15 protein-coding genes are annotated in these 16,549 nt (G+C 72.5%); 14 read left to right on the top strand and 1 reads right to left on the bottom strand.

The genetic code is table 11. The features are described from left to right. Window positions 1-216: 216 nt before the first annotated feature. The 6 genes from O0S08_RS12060 (at window position 217) to O0S08_RS12035 (ending at window position 6,030) form a co-directional block, all read left to right on the top strand. Window positions 217-759, top strand: a complete 543-nt coding sequence (locus tag O0S08_RS12060) for a hypothetical protein (protein WP_269039237.1) — start codon at window positions 217-219, stop codon at window positions 757-759. A gap of 47 nt (window positions 760-806) precedes the next feature. Further along, on the top strand, window positions 807-1,715 hold the full coding sequence (locus tag O0S08_RS12055) for an HTTM domain-containing protein (protein ID WP_269039236.1): 909 nt from the start codon (window positions 807-809) through the stop codon (window positions 1,713-1,715). Window positions 1,716-1,948: 233 nt separating this feature from the next. Continuing rightward, window positions 1,949-2,524, top strand: a complete 576-nt coding sequence (locus tag O0S08_RS12050) for a hypothetical protein (protein ID WP_269039235.1) — start codon at window positions 1,949-1,951, stop codon at window positions 2,522-2,524. A gap of 218 nt (window positions 2,525-2,742) precedes the next feature. Next, window positions 2,743-3,582, top strand: coding sequence for an alpha/beta hydrolase (locus tag O0S08_RS12045; protein WP_269039234.1), 840 nt, complete (start codon window positions 2,743-2,745; stop codon window positions 3,580-3,582). Next, on the top strand, window positions 3,579-4,451 hold the full coding sequence (locus O0S08_RS12040) for a M48 family metallopeptidase (RefSeq protein ID WP_269039233.1): 873 nt from the start codon (window positions 3,579-3,581) through the stop codon (window positions 4,449-4,451). The genes O0S08_RS12045 and O0S08_RS12040 overlap by 4 nt, the downstream gene beginning before the upstream one ends. A gap of 334 nt (window positions 4,452-4,785) precedes the next feature. After that, on the top strand, window positions 4,786-6,030 hold the full coding sequence (locus O0S08_RS12035) for a hypothetical protein (protein ID WP_269039232.1): 1,245 nt from the start codon (window positions 4,786-4,788) through the stop codon (window positions 6,028-6,030). A gap of 283 nt (window positions 6,031-6,313) precedes the next feature. Here O0S08_RS12035 and O0S08_RS12030 read toward each other — a convergent pair whose 3' ends face one another. Further along, the gene (locus O0S08_RS12030; RefSeq protein ID WP_269039231.1) at window positions 6,314-7,177 is read right to left on the bottom strand and encodes an ATP-grasp domain-containing protein; all 864 of its coding nucleotides are present in this window, start codon (window positions 7,175-7,177) and stop codon (window positions 6,314-6,316) included. Window positions 7,178-7,263: 86 nt separating this feature from the next. On the opposite strand from O0S08_RS12030, the gene O0S08_RS12025 reads away from it, so the two are divergent. From O0S08_RS12025 to O0S08_RS11990, 8 genes are all read left to right on the top strand, one after another. Continuing rightward, a complete protein-coding gene (locus tag O0S08_RS12025) occupies window positions 7,264-8,286 on the top strand; it encodes a hypothetical protein (protein ID WP_269039230.1) in 1,023 nt (340 codons plus the stop codon). A 69-nt stretch (window positions 8,287-8,355) separates the two neighbouring features. After that, window positions 8,356-8,979 (top strand): peptide-methionine (S)-S-oxide reductase MsrA, encoded by a 624-nt coding sequence (gene msrA, locus O0S08_RS12020; protein ID WP_269039229.1) that lies wholly within the window; start codon window positions 8,356-8,358, stop codon window positions 8,977-8,979. A gap of 272 nt (window positions 8,980-9,251) precedes the next feature. Beyond that, entirely contained in the window at window positions 9,252-9,899 is a 648-nt protein-coding gene (locus tag O0S08_RS12015) for an RNA polymerase sigma factor (protein WP_269039228.1), read from the top strand. Next, entirely contained in the window at window positions 9,896-11,125 is a 1,230-nt protein-coding gene (locus O0S08_RS12010; RefSeq protein ID WP_269039227.1) for a hypothetical protein, read from the top strand. The genes O0S08_RS12015 and O0S08_RS12010 overlap by 4 nt, the downstream gene beginning before the upstream one ends. Further along, window positions 11,122-11,991, top strand: coding sequence for a hypothetical protein (locus tag O0S08_RS12005; RefSeq protein WP_269039226.1), 870 nt, complete (start codon window positions 11,122-11,124; stop codon window positions 11,989-11,991). Before O0S08_RS12010 ends, O0S08_RS12005 begins: the two co-directional genes overlap by 4 nt. 69 nt (window positions 11,992-12,060) lie before the next feature. Continuing rightward, on the top strand, window positions 12,061-13,359 hold the full coding sequence (locus O0S08_RS12000) for a hypothetical protein (RefSeq protein ID WP_269039225.1): 1,299 nt from the start codon (window positions 12,061-12,063) through the stop codon (window positions 13,357-13,359). Between the two features lie 33 nt (window positions 13,360-13,392). Beyond that, complete coding sequence (locus tag O0S08_RS11995) at window positions 13,393-14,589, top strand: hypothetical protein (RefSeq protein ID WP_269039224.1); 1,197 nt, start codon at window positions 13,393-13,395, stop codon at window positions 14,587-14,589. A 183-nt stretch (window positions 14,590-14,772) separates the two neighbouring features. Next, complete coding sequence (locus O0S08_RS11990) at window positions 14,773-16,503, top strand: golvesin C-terminal-like domain-containing protein (protein ID WP_269039223.1); 1,731 nt, start codon at window positions 14,773-14,775, stop codon at window positions 16,501-16,503. Window positions 16,504-16,549: the final 46 nt, after the last annotated feature.

The raw sequence follows: 16,549 nt of genomic DNA, 5'->3' as shown, positions 1-16,549 counted from the left end.
CGCAGCGAGGACGGCCACGCGCCGCCGCGCCCGCAGGTCGCCGCCGCGTCCGCCCCGATCCCCTCCGCCGCGTCGCACCCGGCCCCATCCACGCCTATCCCTCCGGACATGTCCCCCGGGACATCCCTCGGACTTTCATCCTCCGACGCGCCGCACCGCGGAGCTCTCCCCGCCGACGCACCGCACCCGGCCCCATCTCCTCGTATCCTTTCGGACATGTCCCCCGGGACATCCCGCGGATCCCTCCCCCCCGGCGCGCCGCACCCGGCCCCATCCCCGCCTATCCCTCCGGACCTGTCCCCGGGGACATCCAGCCACGTCGCCTGGCCGTGGCTGGTCGGCCTCGTCCTGCTCGGCCTGACGCTGTCGCCGATGCTGCGCCCGCTCGGCTACGACTCGTTCCCGTTCTCGAGCTTCCCGATGTTCGCCCACGGCCGCAAGGACGCGGTCTTCACCGTCCACCGCGCGGTCGCGGTCGGTCCCGACGGCGCCCAGGTCACCCTCCCGCCGCGCGCCCTCGGCAGCGACGAGGTGCTGCAGGCCGACGTCACCCTGCGCCACGCGATCCGCCGCGGCAAGAAGGCCAGCGCCGCGCTGTGCCGCAGCGTCGCCCGCCGCGTCGCCGCCGACCCCGGACACGCCGACGCCGCCTTCGTCGAGCTGGTGAGCGAGCGCCACGACGCCCTCGCCTGGTTCGCCGGCGACCCCACCCCGCTGGCCGCGCCCAAGCGGCAGGCCCGCTGCAAGATCGCGCGATGAAGGACATGTCCCAGACGACCGGTCCGAATCGACAGGGTCTTTCCGACATGCTCTCTCGGGCAGCCCGCGCCGCCGACCGCTGGTACCGCCCGGTCGCCCCGCCCGAGCGCCTGGCGGCCCTGCGGCTCCTCGTCGGCGGGTTCGCCGTCGCCTACCTCGCGCTGCGCCTGCCCAACTTGCTCGGCCTGCACGGCCTCGGCGGCTTCCGCCCGGTCGGCGTCGCCTCCGTCCTCGCCGCCCCGCTCCCGCCGGCCGCGGTGATCGTCCAGGCGCTGCTCGCCCTCGGCCTCGGCCTCGCCTTCGCCCTCGGCCTCGCCTTCCGCGTCACGGGCCCTGCGTTCGCCCTCGCCCTGCTGTGGGTCCTCACCTACCGCAACGCGTGGGGCATGATCTTCCACACCGAGAACCTGCTGGTCCTGCACGTGCTCGCGCTCGGCTGCTCGCGCGCCGCCGACGTCTGGTCGCTCGACGCCCGCCGGGCCCGCCGCCGCGGCGCCCCATCGCCTGTCCCTTCGGCCATGTACGGCTGGCCGGTGCGCCTGCTCGCGCTGCTCACCGTCGGCACCTACTTCGTCGCCGGCGTCGCCAAGCTGCGCCTGTCCGGCTTCGGCTGGGCCACCTCCGACCTGCTGCGCAACTACATCGCCTACGACAACCTGCGCAAGCACCTGCTCGGCGACTGGTACTCGCCGCTCGGCGGCTGGCTGGTGGGCTACGCCTGGCTGTTCCCGCCGCTGGCCACCGCCAGCCTGCTGCTGGAGCTGCTGGCCCCGATCGCCCTGCTCGGCCGCAAGTTCGCCCGCGTCTGGTCGCTGCTCGCCTGGGCCTTCCACTTCGGCGTGTGGGCGATCATGGCGATCTTCTTCCCCTACCCGCTGCTCGGCCTCGCCTTCGCCCCGCTGTTCGCCGTCGAGCGCCTGCCGCTGCTCCGCCGCCTCGCCCGCGCCCCCGCGTAGCCCGCGACCGGGCCAGTCCGCGCCCTCGCGCAGCTCGACGCGCAGGACCGGCGCGGCCACCCGGCCCTCGACCGTGCGCACGCGCTCCGACAGGGCCTGCTGCGCCGATGGGACATGTCCCTTCAGACAGCAGCCGTCCGCATCGCCGGAGCGACGAACAGGCGGCGCAGCGACCGCCGCGCCCGCACGAGGCCTCGACCTGGGAGCTGCGCGCGGATATTTTTCCTCGAGCTTTGCGCCCGCTGCTCGAGACGGAGCCGGCCTTCAAGGCCAGCGTGCTCAAGATGATGCTCGAGCACGTCGACGAGCTGCCCGAGGCCGCCGAGGTGCGGCGCCATCTGTCGCCGGACGTCCAGCGCGAGGTCGCCGAGGCCTCGCGCACGCAGTGGCTGCCGGGCGCGTGGGGGCCCGCCATCTACGAGGCCCTCGCCGCGGTCCTCGGCGAGACCGGCGTCTACGAGCTCGCCGCCGAGATGGTCACCGCGGCGCCGGCCATGCCGATGTTCCAGCCGCTCCTGCGCGGCGTGATCCACATCTTCGGCCGCGAGCCCGTCGAGCTGCTGCGCGCCTACCCCCACGCGCAGAAGTTCAGCGCCCGCAACTGCGGCACCTGCGAGATCCTGTTCTGCCGCCCGACCACCGTCCGCTTCCAGCACGTCCCCGAGGCGCTGCGCCGCCGCGTGTGGCAGGTCGGCCAGATCGCCGTGATCGAGGCGATCCTGGTCCTCGCCGGCGGCAGCGGCAGGGTCGAGATCGAGGCCCCCGAGTTCGCCGCCACCGGCACGATCGACTTCCTCGTCCACACATGACCGTAAGGACATCTCTGTAAAGACCGGCGCTCCGGCGAAACATGTCCCTCGAATCATGTCCGATCGATCATCTCCACGACATACCGCATCGCACGCGACCGCTCCGCCGCGCCCCTTCTACTCGGCGCCTTCCTCACCTGCCCCTTCGGACAGTCTCCGGCCCGCCGGCCGCGCGCCCCTGGACCGGGCCCTCGCGGTGTGCCACGCTACGCGCGCCGATGTCTCTGCGCCTGCGCGTCCGTCACCTCCTCCTCGCCGCGCTGGCCGCCTGCGAGCCGCCGGTCGCGCCCGCGGCCGCCAGCGCCCCGCCCCCGGCCCCCGCCCCCGCTCCGGCCCCAACCCCGGCCCCGGCCCCGGCACCTGCCCCGGCTCCCGCTCCTGCTCCGCCCGCGACCGCCTACCGCGAGCTCGCCGGCATCGAGTACGTCGAGCTCGTCACCGGCAAGGCTGACCCCGAGGCCAGGTTACCGCTGCTCGTCGTCATCCACGGCCTCGGCGATCGGCCCGAGCGCTTCTCGGTCCTGGTCGACGACCTCCCGATGCCGGCCCGCGTCATCCTCCCGCGCGGCCTCGATCCGCTCGCCGAGGGCGGCTATTCGTGGTTCCCGATCCGCGCCCGCAGCCCCGACGTCAGCGGCCTGTCCGGCGGCATCGCCCGCGCCGGCGACGCCCTCGTGCCGTTCGTGCGCGAGCTCGTGGCCACGCGGCCGACCGCCGGCAAGCCGATCGTCACCGGCTTCTCGCAGGGCGGCATGCTCTCGTTCTACCTGGCCGTCCGCGCGCCCGACCTGTTCGCGGCCGCCTTCCCGCTCGGCGGCTGGCTCCCGCCGCCGCTGTGGCCGCGCGCGAAGCCGGCCGGCGCCCCGCCGATCGTCGCGTTTCACGGCGCGGTCGATCAGGCCGTCAAGCTCGCTCCCACCGAACTGGCCGTCGATCATCTGCAAGATCTCGGCTGGTCGGCCAGGCTCAAGGTGTGGCCCGACGTCGGCCACGCCATTCCCCCCGCCATGCGCCGCGAGCTGCACCAGCGCATCGAGGCCACCCTGCGATCGCCATGAACGACCCCAACATCCCCAACGGCTCGGCCAGGAAGCAGCGCAAGCTGCGGACCTACCCTGGCCTCGCCGCCCCCGACTTCATGCACCCGTGGGACGTCAAGGCCACCGCCGCGCTCCACCGCGTGCCCGGCTTCGACCGCCTGATCGCCAAGGTCATGGAGTACGGGCTCGAGCGGATCCTCTACCTCGAGAACATCGCCGACAACGTGCGCGTGACCGAGAAGATGTTCCCGCGGCTGTACCGCTACCTCAAGTGGAGCTGCGCGATCCTCGGGGTCGAAGAGCCCGAGATGTACGTCAGCCTCGATCCGGTGCCCAACGCCTACACCTACGGCCACACGCGGCCCTTCATCGTCCTCACCTCCGGCCTCATCGACGTCCTCGGCGAGCAGGAGCAGTTCTTCGCGGTGGCGCACGAGGTCGGCCACGTCAAGTGCGAGCACTCGCTCTACACCACGGTCGCCCGCAACATCGCCGCAGTGATCGAGATCTTCAGCCAGGCCACGCTCGGCCTCGGCTCGCTGCTGGGCAAGGGCATCGAGCTGCCGCTCTATGACTGGATGCGCAAGAGCGAGCTGTCGGCCGACCGCGCCGCGCTGATGTGCGTGCAGGACAAGGAGGTCGGCCTCCGCACTTTCATGAAGCTCGCCGGCGGCGCGCAGAAGCTCTACGCAGAGATGGATCAGGAGGAGTTCCTCCGCCAGATCCGCGCCTACGAGGAGGCCGACGAGTCGACCCTCAACAAGGTCTACAAGTTCCTCATCACCGCCATGCGCACCCACCCGTTCCCGATCCTCCGCGCCAAGCACCTCGACGAGTGGATCACCAGCGGCGACTACGACAAGCTGGCCCGCACCGCCGCCGATTAGCCCCCGCTCGCGAAAATGGCGACTGCCGTCTCGGCGGGGCGCGAGGAGCATGCGCGTCCCGCCGACGCGCGACACAGCCGGCCCGGCGGCGAACGTCGAATCGCCGCAGTCATGAAGCCAGGCTCCGCGACGGAATCTGCCTCAAAGGGCAGCTCACCGCGCCCCGACAGTTGACTCAAAAGGCCAGCTCTCCACCGCATCGACAGAGCGGCGGAGAGCTGGCCTTGGGCCATTGCCGAGCTTGGTCGGACGGGTCATCGCATCTCTCCCCGGCCGCAGACTCCTCTCCGCGCGTTGCTCCGGCACCGCCCCACGCGATACCCTCGTCCGCACCATGAGCCCCGAGCTCGCCCGCGACGGCTGGGAGTCCACGCGAGAGGCCGGGGCGATCGTCCTGACCCACCGCGAGCGCGGCCAGGTCATCCTGCTCGGCCTCGCCGCCCGCTTGTTCGACCTCCTCGACGGCCGGCGCGGCCCGGCCGAGCTGGCGCGCCTGCTCGAAGCTGTCCCCGAGGACATCTTCTGCGCCCTCGACGAGCTCGCCGATCACGGCCTGCTGCGCGCCCGCGTCAGCCCGCCTGCAGCCGTGCGTCGCCCGACCCGCCGCGAGGTCCTCGGCGCCCTCGTCGGCGTCGCCGCGGCCGGCGTCACCACTTCGACCGCCGCCGCACCGCCCTCCGCAGCTCCGCGCGAGGCGCACGTCGAGGCCCCCGCCGTCGCCTCCGCGCTCGAGCTCGACGATCCATCGCTCGTCACCACCCCGCCGCACGAGCACCTCGCCAAGGAGAGCTTCGCCAAGATCGAGCAGTACTCCAGGCTCTTCATTCCGTGGGATCAACCCTCGACCTCCATCGCCAGGGCCGAGGCCCGCAACAAGGCCGAGGCCGACCTGCTCGCCGCTCACGAGTCGACGGCCAAGCGCGCCGATTCACCGGCCGAGGCGGCCGAGAAGCAGCGCCTCGAGTTCCCACCCGAGCTCGCGCAGACCGGCGAGGCCGAGCGCAAGCGGGCCGTCGCGCCGCTGGTCGCCGAGGAGCAGGCGGCCAGGCGCGAGCGCGACCGCTACACCCGCCAGCTCACCGGCGTAGCCGCCGAGCGCGCGGCGTACGAACAGAGACTCAAGCTGACCGGCGAGTTCGGCCCCACCCACGAGAAGGCCCACAAGGCCCTCCTCGTCGCCCAGGACGAGCGCCGCCGGGTGCCCGGCGAGCAGCGCGACAAGCGGCTCGAATGGACGCGGATCGCCCGCTGGCAGGCCGACATCGCCGAGGGCCGCGCCGCCGAGCAAGACGACAAGGCGGTCACCCGCGCCGAATCGGAGCCCACGAACTCCGGGGCCTTCGAGCGAGCCGAGGCCCGCCGCCAACAGCACCGCGCCGAGCGGCTCGCCGAGTTCCGCCAGCGTCAGCTCGCGCTCGCGCGGGAGCGCGAGCGACAACCCGCCCAGGCGCGCACCAGCCACGCCGCCGAGCAGGACTTCAAGGCGCGTCAGGTCGAGCAGACCATCAAGAAAGACCTCGTCCGCGTCGAGCTGCGAGCCTGCGAGCACGCCGCCAAGTCGGGCCCCGACCCGCTCTGACGCCGAGTTCCGGCCGACGCGGGTCGCCCACCCGCCGTTGGACATGTCCCGATGCACATGTCCTCACGAGCATGCCCACGAGCTCGCCCACCAATCGCGCTGCGCTCCGCCGCGGCCCCTTCAGCCCGTCCCGACGCGCTTGCCCCCCGCTCGCGTCCGGCGCCGAGCCGGCGAGCACTCCCGGTCGCCCCGCCGAGCCGGGCGTGACCGACCACCTACCCCGAAGAACATGCCCATAAGAGCATGCCCTTTCAAACATGCCCTCTCGCGCATGCCCTTTCAATCACCTCGCCCTGCCGAGCCGCTCCGACTTCGCCAATAAATGCTCGAGCATCGCCCCCGACACGTCGATCCCGCCGACCACCTGCGCCTGGGGGAAGTAGCAGGGAAAGTTCGCCTCGAGCAGGTACAGGCGGCCGCTCGCGTGGGCGAGGATGTCGACCCCCGCGAACTCGCGGCGGATCACCCGCGTCGCCGCCACTGCCAGCTCCGTCAGCGGCGACGGCGTCGGCACCACGTAGTCGGCCGGATCGCTCGACGGCCCGCTGCGGAAGTCGTCCGGGTACGGATAGTTGCGATACGCCGCCACCGCCCGCGCGCCGACCACCACCACCCGCCAGTGCAGCGCGTCGGGCACGTAGGTCATCAGCTGCGGCGTGCTCCCGGCCGCGAACAGGTGGTCGAGCACCGACACCAGCGACGCCCAGCTCTCGAGCAGCATCACCCCCACCCCGGCCTCGCCGCCCGGCACCTTCACCACCAGCGGCAGCCCGCCGAGGAGCTCGACCGCCCGCCGCTGCAGCGTCCGGTCGTTGCGCAGCAGCGTGATCGTCCGCGGGATCGGCAGGCCGCCGCGCGCGAACAGCAGCGGCGCCGCAGCCCCGTCGAAGAACAGCGCGTCGCCGCCGGCGTAGAACGTCGCCACCGACTCGGCGAACAGCTGCTGCTCGACCCGCACCGCCGCGTACGACACCGCCGGCCGGAACAGCAGGTCTCCCGGCTGCAGCTCGACCTCCTCGCACGGATCGAAGCGCCCGGCGTCGACCGGCACGTAGGTCACCCCTCGCGCCGCGCAGGCCGCCGCCAGCAGCTCCGTCGTCGTCGCCGGCACGGTCGCGTCGGTGACGCAATAGAGCGGCGGCGGCATGACCCGAAGGACAGTAGGCCCGGCCGCCCCGCGACTCAAGGCCGGAGTGCTCGCGCGCGAGCCCGCGTGCGCTACCATGCCCGGCGATGGCCCGGCGCGAGCTCTCGCTGTGCACCACCTGCGGCACCTGGTCGCCGGGCGGCGTCGCCCGCTGCGGTCACCCCCGCGATCCTCGCCTCGCGTGGCTGCGCCCGCCGTGGTGGGACAACCTCGGCGACCTCCTGCTCATGGCCCTCGTCACGCTGCTGGTCGCCGCGGTGCTCCTGGGCATCGGCCCGCTGCTGTGGTGGCTGTACCCCCGCTGGCCGCCGGAGTCCCCCCTCGACATCGCCGGCGCGCTCTGCATCGGCCTCGTCACCGTCCCCTGCTGGTTGTTCGGCATCGGCGTCATCCTCGCCATCCCCGAGCACTACCGCGGCCGCTGCTGGCACCTCCGCGACGCGGCCGGCAGCGACGACGACCGCGTCGAGGGCCACGTGTTCGTCCGCGTCCGCGCCCCCGTGCGCGGCGGCCTCGTCCGCACCGTCCGCTCGCCCGTGCCCGCGCATGACTCTCCCGACATGTCCTCGGAGACATCCGCGCGGACCACCGGCGACCCGCAGCTGCTCGTCGCCGCCGCCCTCGCGGGCCTGGCCGCGCGCGGGCGGATCGCCCTCACCCGCGTCGACACCAGCGGCTGGAGCCTGCGCCGCGCCGACCCGCCGCTGACGATCCGCGGCGCCGCGGTGCACGTACGCCGCCTGTCCCCGAGGACAGCCGACGATCCCTGGCTCGAGGGCGCCCTGCTCGACCTGCTCGCCGACGGCCCCGACGTCGAGCTGCGCCGACCGCTGCGCGCGCTGCTGCTGCGCCTCGGCGACGCGGCCGGCTACGCGCGCAGCGACGAGCGCCCGCGCCCGTTCTGGCCCGCCGGCGCCGACACCTCGCCGAGCCAGGCCCTGCGCGCGGTCCTCGTCGACGATCCCCCGCCCCACGACGATCCCGCCCCCGTGCGCGCCGCCCTCGCCGCCTGGCGCGCCCGCGACCCCGAGCGCGTCGCGCCCGTCCTCGAGCTCGTCGCCAGCCTCACCGCCGAGCTCTTGCCCCTGCCCGCGCCCGCCGACGCCTGAGGCGCTTCGCGCATTTTCGCCCGCCTGTAACCTCGCCCCGCCCGCCCACGTAGCCCCGGAGCGCCCGCCATGTTCACCACCACGCGAAGACTGTTCGTCGGCCTGCTCGCCCTCGCCGCCGCCTGCGGCACCACCGAGTCCAACCACAAGAAGTCCACGCCCGCGGCCGCGCCGACGCCGACCGTGAGCGGCGCCACCGAGCAGGGCTACTTCGCCGGCGGCTGCTTCTGGGGCGTCGAGCACTTCCTCGAGCAGATGCCGGGCGTGATCGACGTCGAGTCGGGCTACATGGGCGGCCCCCTCGACGCGCCGACCTACGAGCAGGTCTCGAGCGGCGACAGCGGCCACGCCGAGACCGTGCGCGTCACCTTCGACCCGCAGAAGATCGGCTACGAGGCGGTCGCCAGGCGCTTCTTCGAGATCCACGATCCCACCGAGGTCGATCGCCAGGGCCCCGACATCGGCACCCAGTACCGCTCGGCGGTGTTCGTCACCGGCCCCGAGCAGCGCGCCGCCGTCGAGTCGCTGATAGCCCGCCTCAAGGCCAACGGCTACGCCGTCGCCACCGCCGTCGAGGACGCCGGCAAATTCTGGCCCGCTGAGGAGTACCATCAAAATTATTATGTGCGCACCCGCAAGACTCCATATTGCCACATGCCGGTGCCACGATTCGACCAGCGCGCGAGCTCCTGATCGTTCGCAACACCGTCGATAAGCCGGGGCCGCGATGGGCCGCGTCCGCCCTCTCTTCCACCACAGCACCAAGACAACATCCTTGAACACGCCTGCGTGAAACTCGCGGCGGTAGTTCATGCACGGGCCATCTCGCGCCAGGTCCCCGGCCCAAACCGCCGGGGTCCGCGGACGCGCCGCCCCCGCCGTGCGCGCCTGCGCGCCCGCAACGTCCGCCTCGCTTCGCGTGTAATGCCTCGGCGGCTCGCGGTAAGACGCCATGAGCCCCTCGCATGAGCGTCCCGAGCCCACGCGCCGCCCGACTCGCGGCCAGTCATCTCCGCGCGGTCGAGCCCGTCGCGGGTGACAGCGGCGCTCCGACTCCCGCGCTCATCGCGCGCGCCTGCGCCGGCGACGTCGCCGCCTGGGCTCACCTCTACCAGCTCTGCTATCCGGCCGTCTTCCGCCAGCTCCGCTACTACACCGGCGACACCGGCGTCGCCGAGGAGCTGGCGCAGGAGGCCTTCGCCCAGGCCATGGCCAGCCGCGAGCGCTTCGACCCCGCGCGCACTTTTCAGGGTTGGTTGCACGGCGTCGCCCTCAACGTCGTGCGCAAGTACTGGCGGCGGCAACGCAACACCTCCGCCGCGCACGCCCGGCTCGAGGCCATGGGGCGCAGCTGTCCGCCCGCCGGCGTCGGCCCCGACGACGTCCACCTCCAGCGCGAGCGCAGCCGCGTCCTCTACGCAGTCCTCGCCGAGCTGCCCGAGCGGCTGCGCGAGGCCTTCCTCGTGCGCGAGCTGCAGGGCCTGCCGAGCGACGAGGCCGCCGCCTTGCTCGGCATCTCGACCGGCAACCTCCACGTCCGGGTCTGCCGCGCGCGCGCCCAGATCCACGCCGAGCTGCGCCGTCTGGGCTGGCTCCCCGGAGGTGACCCGTGACCGACGAGCGCCGCCTCGATCCCTTCCTCGACGCCGCCGTCGCCGAGGCCGAGCGCGCCGCCCAGCGCCCGCCGCCCAGCTTCGCCGCCGTCCTCGCCCGCGCCCACAGCCTCGCCCCCGACGCCGTACCGCCCCCGGCCGCCGCCCCCGCGCTCACCGCATTGCCATCCGGACATGTCCCATCCGCCATGTCCAATCGGCCCGACGCCGGCTCCCCGCGCGCCGGCTCCCCCTCCGGACATGCCCCATCCGCCACGTCCGATCGGCCCAATGCCCCGCGCACCGGACTCTCCTTCGGACATGCCCCATCCGCCATGTCCGAACAGTCCTCCACCGATCCGCAAGCCGCCGACCTCGCCCCCTTCCTCGCCGCCGCGCGCGGCCTCGCCGACGCCGACGTGACCGCGCGCCTGCGGCGTCCGCCCCCGCCGCTGCCGCGCCCGCGTCCGCGTCTCCCCCTGCTCGTCCTCGCCGCCGCGGCTGCCGTGCTGCTCGTCGCCGGCGCCGGGGCCTGGCGCCGCCTCGCCGATCTCGACCCCAGCGACCGCACCGGCGCCCAGGCCGACGACACCGTCCGCGACCGCCCGCAGCAGCACCGGTCCGAGCCGCGGGCCCCCCTGTCACAATCCCCAAGGGACATGTCCCCAGGAACCTTCCCCGAAGGACATACCGCAGTCACCCCGGAGCCCGCCGCGACGCCCCCCGCCGAGCCCGCCCTCGAGCCCGTTGCAGGCTCGCTCTCGGCCGACGCGCCCGTCGTCGAGCCCCGCCCTGTCCCCGGCGCCGCCCCTGCCTCGCCCCGCCCCTCGCCTGTCCCTTCGACCAGCAAGCCTCCCGCCGCTCCGCCGAGCCCGACCGACCCGCTCGGCGACCAGCTCGCGCGGCTGGACGACGAGGCCGAGGCCTCGCTGCTCGCCGGCGCCCTCGACGACGCGGACGCGCGCTACCAGCAGATGATCGCCATCGGCGGCCGGCGAGCCGCAGTCGAGCACGCCTACGCCGATCGCTGGCTGCTCGCCCGGCGCCGCGGCGACGACGACGGCCACGGCGAGCTCCTGCGCGCCTATTTGAAGAAATTCCCGCGCGGAAGGTTCGCCGACGAAGCCAGCGCCGGCCTCTGTCGGCTCGCCGACGCCGACGCCCGCCCCGACTGCTGGCGCGCCTACAGCGAGCGATTCCCCGGCGGCGCCTACCGGCGCGAGGCCGACGAGGCGACCCTCCCATGATCGTCCCCTGTCGTCGCCTCGCGCTGTGCCTCCCGCTGCTCCTCGCCTGCGGCATCGACACCTACGTCCTCGAGCTCGAGAGCGCCGGCGAGCTCACCACCCTGCCCGCCACCACCGCCGAGCCGCAGAGCACCGGCGAACCGACCACCACCACCCTCTCCCTCCCCACCACCGGCACCGAGGAAACCACCACCACCGGCGACGGCGAGACCACCTGCGCCACGCCCGACTGCGGCGTCCTCCCTGACGGCGCCTGCGATCCCGACGACCCGCTCGATCCCGACTGCGACGACGACCTCTGCGACTTCGGCGACCCGCTCGACCTCGACTGCGACGACGGCTGGTGTCCGGCCGAGAATCCCATGGATCCCGACTGTCACGACGGCGACTGCAACCCGCAGAACATGGGCGACGGCGACTGCGACGACGGCATCTGCGACATCGTCGACGGCGACGACCTCGACTGCGACGACGGCCTCTGCAACCTCATGCTCGATCCCACCGACCTCGACTGCATGGACGGTCAGTGCGACGGAGATCCCGGCGATCCCGAGTGCGCTGTCATGTGTCGGCCCGGTGACCCCGACTGCAGCGACGGCTCGTGCAACCCGATGGATCCCGTCGACCCCGACTGCACCGCGTGCAACACCGACGCCGACTGCCCTGACGATCACCTGTGCGCCAACGGAGTGTGCCAGTGCAACGATCCGAACGACCCTGCCTGCAGCAGCGACGGCATGTGCGATCCCAACACCATGGGCGATCCCGACTGCGGCGACGGCGTCTGCGATCCCATGCTCCCGCTCGATCCCGACTGTATTGACGGCGACTGCGATCCCATGAACCCCGCAGACCCCGACTGTTGAGAATCCAAAATCTTGTCTCCCCGGTCCCGGACCCCGGGCCGGCCATCCACGCTTGCCCCAAGGAGCCCCATGCGTACGCTTTCACGCCTTAAATCCTCCGTCTTCTCGCTCACCCTGCTCGCCGGCCTCGCCTGCGAGATCGACATCAAGGGGGGCGACACCGCCGGCCTCGACGAAGACACCGGCGGCGAGCAGCCCGTCTGCGATCCCAACCAGGGGATGGACCCCGACTGCTGGGACGGCGTCTGCGACATGAACAACGTCGACGACGACCCCGACTGCTGGACCCCGCCGAGCGACGGCGTCTGCGACATGATCCCCGACGATCCGGACTGTCAGCCCCAGTGCCCGGACGACAGCCCGAATTGCCCCGACAACGTCTGCGACCCGATGAACCCCGCCGACCCCGACTGCAACAACGGCGGCAGCGACGGCTGGTGCGACGTCAACGTCATGGGCGACCCCGACTGCGGCGACGGCCTGTGCAACCCGATGAACCCCGCGGATCCGGACTGCCAGAACTGCGACCCGAACCTCCCCGGGTGCGGCGACGGTATGTGCAATCCGATGGACCCCGCGGACCCCGACTGCCAGTGCAGCGACGACAGCATCTGCCCCGACGGCCAGGTCTGCGTCAACGGGGCCTGCCAGTGCGCCGATCCGATGGATCCGAACTGCGGCGGCGGCAGCGACGGCTGGTGCGACGTCAACATCATGGGCGATCCCGACTGCGGCGACGGGGTGTGCAACCCGATGAACCCCGAGGATCCCGACTGCCAGAACCAGTGCGACGATCCGGCCAATTGTCCCGACGGCATCTGCGACCCCGACGTCATGGGCGATCCCGACTGCGGCTGCCAGCCCGGCGATCCCTTCTGCCCGGACAACTGGTGCGATCCGATGAACCCGATGGATCCGGACTGCTGGCTCATGTGCGTCTCGGACGCCGACTGCCCCATGGGACAGGCGTGCATCAACGGCCTCTGCCTGTGCAACGACCCCAACGATCCGCAGTGCGGCGGCTGCCAGCCGGGCGACCCGAACTGCCCCGACGGCGTGTGCGACCCGATGAACCCCGCCGACCCCGACTGCAACCAGTGCGATCCGAACGACCCCATGTGCTTCGACGGCGTCTGCGACCCCATGCTGCCGTTCGATCCGGACTGCGGCTTCGTCTGCAACAGCGACGCCGACTGCGGCCCCGGCAGCCTGTGCCAGAACGGGGTGTGCGTGTGCGACGGGATCCTCTGCCCCGACAACATGTGCGATCCCAACGTCCCGCAGGATCCGGACTGCCAGCCCCCGCCGTGCAACACCGACGCCGACTGCGCCGACGACCAGCAGTGCCTCATGGGCGTGTGCCTGTGAGCGCGACGCGCTGCTAACATCCGCCGCCCTCGCATGACGCAGGCGGCGCTCCTCCTCGCGGCGCTCATCGCCGCTCCTCCGCCCGAGCCGACCCCGACCGCGGCGCCGCCCGCCGCGGTCGCGCGCGCCCCGACGCTCGTCGTGCGCGCGCGCGGCCTCGACGAGCGCGCGCTCGCTGCTGCCCTGCGCCCGCGCTCGGGCGGCGCCGACGTCGTCCTGCTGCGCGACGTCGCCAGCGTCGACCCCGACCACACCTTCGTCGACGTCGAGCTGCAGGCCGGCGAGCTCGCGGTCACCGTCATCCTCCGCGACGGCCGTGTGTTCGTCCGCCGCGGCCCCGGCGGCGGCCCGCGCGACGCGGCCCGCCTGTGCGCCTCGATGCTGGCCGCCATCGCCGACGACGCCCTCGCCCCCCTGCCCGAGCGGGCCGCCAGCCCCGCGCTCGCCGCGGCGCCTTCGGAACAGGTCCCCGAGGACATGTCCGAAGAACCCGCCGAGCCCGCGGTCCCGGCCCCGCCCGAGCGGAGCGCCGACCCTCCGCAGATCGTCCCGGTCGCGCCTGTCCTCGAGCCTGCACCTCAGGACATGTCCCTCACGCCAGCCGCCGACGACCTCGTCGAGCCGGCGCCGCCCGAGCGCCCCAAACCTGCCGCGAAAGACAGGCGGCCGACGCTCTCCCTCGGCCTCGCCGGCGGCCCGCTGTTCGGCCTCGGGCCTGACGCCGGCGTGCGGGGGGGCGGCGGAGAGGTCCGCGTCGATCTCCGCGGTCCGCGGGTCTGGCTGGTCAGCGCCGGCGTGCGGGCGGCCGGTCACAGCCTCGTTCGTCCCGGTATGGAGAGTCGTGAAGAGCGCTTCGGGCTCGCGCGGGTCCGCGTCAGCCTCGGGGCCGGTGCGTGGCTGACTCGCGGCCGCTTCGAGCTGCGCGCGACCGCGAACCTCTCGGTCGAACCGTGGTTCGTCACTCACGTCGGTCGTCGCGTCAGCTTCGGCGAATCGACCGATCCGGCGCCCCTCCTCGGCGGACACATCCGTATCGCCCCGACCTTCGCGGTCACGCGATGGCTGGACCTCGGTGCCTTCGCGGAGGTGGCCGCCAGCGCGACCCCGACCGGAAACGCCGTGCGCGTCCGCCTCGGCGACACGCGAATCTTCAGCGCCGGCGGCGTGGAGGCCAGCCTGGGCCTCGAACTACGCGCGCGTGCGTGGCCGAAACAGACAAAACCGCGATAGCCGGGACAGCATCGCATTCGCCCTGCGGGCCTCTGCATTCGTCACCCGTTCGCGAAAGACTGTGACGAGGACGACTGCCCCCGCGCTCTGCGAGGTCGCACATCGTTCGCCCCCCTCTTGTTCTCGCGCAGACATTGGCCTATAGCGGCGATGATGCTGCGGACCGTCTGTACACGCACCCTCATGATACTGCCCCTGCTCGCCGTCGCCTGTGAGGGCGACGACGGCGGGCGCCAAGGCGAAGACACCGGCGATCAGCCGATCGACGTCCCGGACCCGGTCGACCCGCCGGAGGCCGACCCCGGCGAGTACCTCGAGGGCATCGACGGCGAGTTCGTCCGCGCCTCGGAGGAGTTCAACGTCCCGGTCTCGATCCTCAAGGCAGTCGGGTTCGTCGAGTCGCGCTGGGAGATGGTCGAGGGCCAGGTCGAGTTCGAGGGCCGCGACGCGGCGTTCGGCACCATGGCGCTGCGCGGCACCAACCTCGAGCGCGGGGCCAAGCTGCTCGGCGTCGACGCGGCGGAGATCAAGGCCGACCGCGAGACCAACATCCGCGCCGCCGCAGCTGTCCTTTCGGACATGGCCGACGACGAGGGCATCGACCGCGACGACCTCGGCGCGTGGGCCCCGTCGATCGCCGCCCTGGCCGACATCGGCGACAAGGCGGCCGCGATCGCCTACATCCACTACGACGTCTACGGCATCATCAAGAACGGCCTCGTGGTCACCGACAACGACGGCAACGTGATCTCGGAGATCCAGCCCGAGCCGAGCGTCGAGCCCAACTACGACGGCACCGGCGGCCCGATCCTCGCCACCAACCCCGACTACCCGGGCGCGATCTTCCGCGCCGCGCCGAGCTCGAACTACGGCAGCCGCGCCGCCAACAGCACCGGCAAGATTCGGATGGTCATCATCCACTCGTGCGAGGGCGCCTACTCGGGCTGCTGGGGCTGGCTGGTCAACTCGCAGTCCGGCGTCAGCGCCCACTACGTGGTCAAGGAGGACGGCTCGGAGATCTCCCAGCTCGTCAAGGAGGAGAAGCGGGCCTTCCACATCGCCGCGGCCTACAAGAAGAGCCTCAACGGCGGGCAGGAGCCGCAGCTCGAGGGCGTCAGCAGCAACCACTTCACCGTCGGCATCGAGCACGCCGGCTTCGCCAAGCAGGCCAACTGGAACGCCAACCTGATCGAGCAGTCGGCCAAGCTGGTGTGCAACATCACCAAGCGCCAGGGCGTCCCGATCGACAAGTACCACATCGTCGCGCACGGCCAGCTGCAGCCCAACAACCGCATCGACCCCGGCCCGAACTGGCCGTGGGCGACCTACTACAACAAGATCAACGCCGCGTGCGGCGGCCAGCCCGAGGACCCGCCGCCGGAGGAGCCGGATCCGAACGACCCGCCGCCCGACCCGGAGGATCCGCCGCCGGACCCCGAGGATCCGCCGCCCGAGCCCGAGGATCCGCCGCCGCAGGGCACCGACCCGGCCGAGATCATCATCGACAGCGCCAACGGCAACAACAACGCCGCGCTCGCCAAGTTCAACGCCTCGGCCAACTGGGCCGCCACCGCGTCCACGCCCGGCTTCTACGGCAGCAACTACCTGTTCGCCTCGGTCTCGCCGATCAGCGACGCCGCCGAGTTCTCGTTCTTCCTCAACAAGGCCGGCAGCAAGAAGGTCGAGATCTGGTACACGGCCGGCGCCAACCGGGCCCCCGACGCCCCGATCGTCGCCTTCGATGCCAGCAACAAGAACCTCGGCACCGTGAAGGTCAACCAGCAGGCGAACGGCAAGCAGTGGGTCGCCGTCGGCACCTTCAACTTCACCGCCGGCTGGAACAAGATCGCGGTGTCGCGCTGGACCACCGGTAACTTCGTCGTCATCGCCGACGCCATCCGGATCAGCAACTGATCCGGCCGCGCTCGCCGCGACAGGCCCGCCGCGCGCTCGCGCCGGC

It is taken from the genome of Nannocystis punicea (assembly GCF_026965555.1).
Lineage (GTDB): Bacteria > Myxococcota_A > Polyangia > Nannocystales > Nannocystaceae > Nannocystis > Nannocystis punicea.
The sequence above is the reverse complement of the archived record's forward strand: the minus strand, read 5'-3'. Positions and strand labels throughout refer to the sequence as shown.